The sequence below is a fragment of the Streptomyces coryli genome, from assembly GCF_011044975.1.
In the GTDB taxonomy this organism is placed as follows: Bacteria; Actinomycetota; Actinomycetes; order Streptomycetales; family Streptomycetaceae; genus Streptomyces; species Streptomyces coryli.
The window spans coordinates 1-1,715 of the sequence record NZ_JAAKZV010000509.1 but is presented as its reverse complement, the minus strand read 5'-3'; the positions used below and the strand labels follow the sequence as shown (position 1 = coordinate 1,715).

Genomic DNA, 1,715 nt, shown 5'->3' with positions numbered 1-1,715 from the left:
CAGGAGGGTGGGTGGCTGCTGGCCGAGGATGCCGGGCCCGGGGCCCCGGGCGCCGATCCCGATCCCGATCCAGACCCCGGCCCTTGGGCCGCCTTCCTCCCGGGGCTCGACCCGGCCACGATGGGCTGGAAGCACCGTGACTTCTATCTCGACCCCGGCCTGCGCCCGCTGCTCTTCGATACGGCGGGCAACGGCGGCCCCACTGTCTGGTGGCGCGGCGAGATCGTCGGCGCTTGGGCGCAGCGCCGCGACGGCGAGGTGGTGTGGCGGCTGCTCGCCGACCGGGGCGCCGAGGCCCGCGCGGCGGTCGAGGCCGAGGCCGCCCGGCTGCAGGGCTGGATGGCCGAGCACGGGCTGGTCAGCAGCTTTCCCGCGCCGCTGACGGCGGAGCTGGTGAAGAACGGCTGAGGCGGGCGACCCCGCAGGGCCGCCCGCCTCAAATGTGCTGACGCGGAGCGTCAGATGTTCACGCCGAAGTCCTGCGCGATGCCCGCGAGGCCGGACGCGTAGCCCTGGCCGACGGCGCGGAACTTCCACTCCGCGCCATTGCGGTACAGCTCGCCGAAGACCATCGCGGTCTCGGTGGCGGCGTCCTCGCTCAGGTCGTAGCGGGCGATCTCGGTGCCGCCGGCCTGGTTCACGACGCGGATGTACGCGTTGCGGACCTGGCCGAAGTTCTGGCTGCGGGCCTCGGCGTCGTAGATCGACACCGGGAAGACGATCTTCTCGACCTCCGGCGGCAGGCCGACCAGGTTCACGTTGATCTGCTCGTCGTCGCCCTCGCCCTGACCGGTGACGTTGTCGCCGGAGTGGACGATGGTCTGGTCCGGCGACTGCCGGTTGTTGAAGAAGATGAAGTGCTGGTCGGAGTAGACCTTGCCGCTCGGGTTCACCGCGATGGCGCTCGCGTCGAGGTCGAAGTCCGTGCCGGTGGTCGTCCTCACGTCCCAGCCCAGGCCCACGGTGACGGCGGTCAGGCCCGGTGCCTCCTTGGTCAGCGAGACATTGCCGCCCTTTTGCAGGCTTACGGCCATCGGGAAATCCCCCTCCAGTTCGGGTTCGTACGGGTGGCGCTGACGCTACCCTCACCCGCCCCAACGCGGATACGGGGTCATCCGGTTCCGAAACCCGGGTGACGGCGGTGGCGTATGCGCGAGATCATGGGTGTCATGTCCGGGCCTTACGTCATCCGCGGCTCGGTCTCCCTGCCGGAGGCCGAGCTGACGTGGCGTTTCTCCAGGTCCTCCGGGCCGGGCGGCCAGCATGTGAACACCTCCGACTCCGCCGCCGAGGTCCGCTTCGACCTGGCGGCCACCCAGGCGCTCCCGGAGGTGTGGAAGGAGCGCGCGCTGGAGCGGCTCGCGCCGCGGCTCATCGACGGCGTCGTCTCGGTACGGGCGAGCGAGCACCGCTCACAGTGGCGCAATCGGGAGACCGCGCTCGTCCGCCTGGCCGCGCTGCTCGCCGAGGCGACGGCGCCACCGCCGCGGCCGAGGAAGAAGACGCGGGTCTCGCGGGGCGCGAAGGAGCGCAGGCTGCGGGAGAAGAAGCAGCGGGGGCAGACGAAGCGGGGGCGGAGCGGACAGGGCTGGGATTGATTCGTTGAGTGCCTGATGCCCGTGGCTTGGCATCGGATGGTGACGGCAGCGTTGGGGGCTTGCCTTTGGTCTCGGTGCCGGTGGGGTGGCTGGCTACGGGAGGAGTGGGGAGGCGGG

At 71.1% G+C, this 1,715-nt stretch carries 3 protein-coding genes; 2 read left to right on the top strand and 1 reads right to left on the bottom strand.

Features of this window, described 5'->3' with window-relative positions:
* The coding region (locus tag G5C51_RS41795; RefSeq protein WP_165246129.1) for a DNA glycosylase AlkZ-like family protein at positions 1 to 408 on the top strand (408 nt) is incomplete at its 5' end.
* Between the two features lie 50 nt (positions 409 to 458).
* Here the strand turns inward: G5C51_RS41795 and G5C51_RS41790 are convergent.
* Positions 459 to 1,034, bottom strand: a complete 576-nt coding sequence (locus G5C51_RS41790) for a TerD family protein (protein WP_165246127.1) — start codon at positions 1,032 to 1,034, stop codon at positions 459 to 461.
* 126 nt (positions 1,035 to 1,160) lie between these two features.
* On the opposite strand from G5C51_RS41790, the gene arfB reads away from it, so the two are divergent.
* Positions 1,161 to 1,598, top strand: coding sequence for an alternative ribosome rescue aminoacyl-tRNA hydrolase ArfB (gene arfB, locus G5C51_RS41785; RefSeq protein WP_165246131.1), 438 nt, complete (start codon positions 1,161 to 1,163; stop codon positions 1,596 to 1,598).
* Positions 1,599 to 1,715 lie beyond the last annotated feature (117 nt).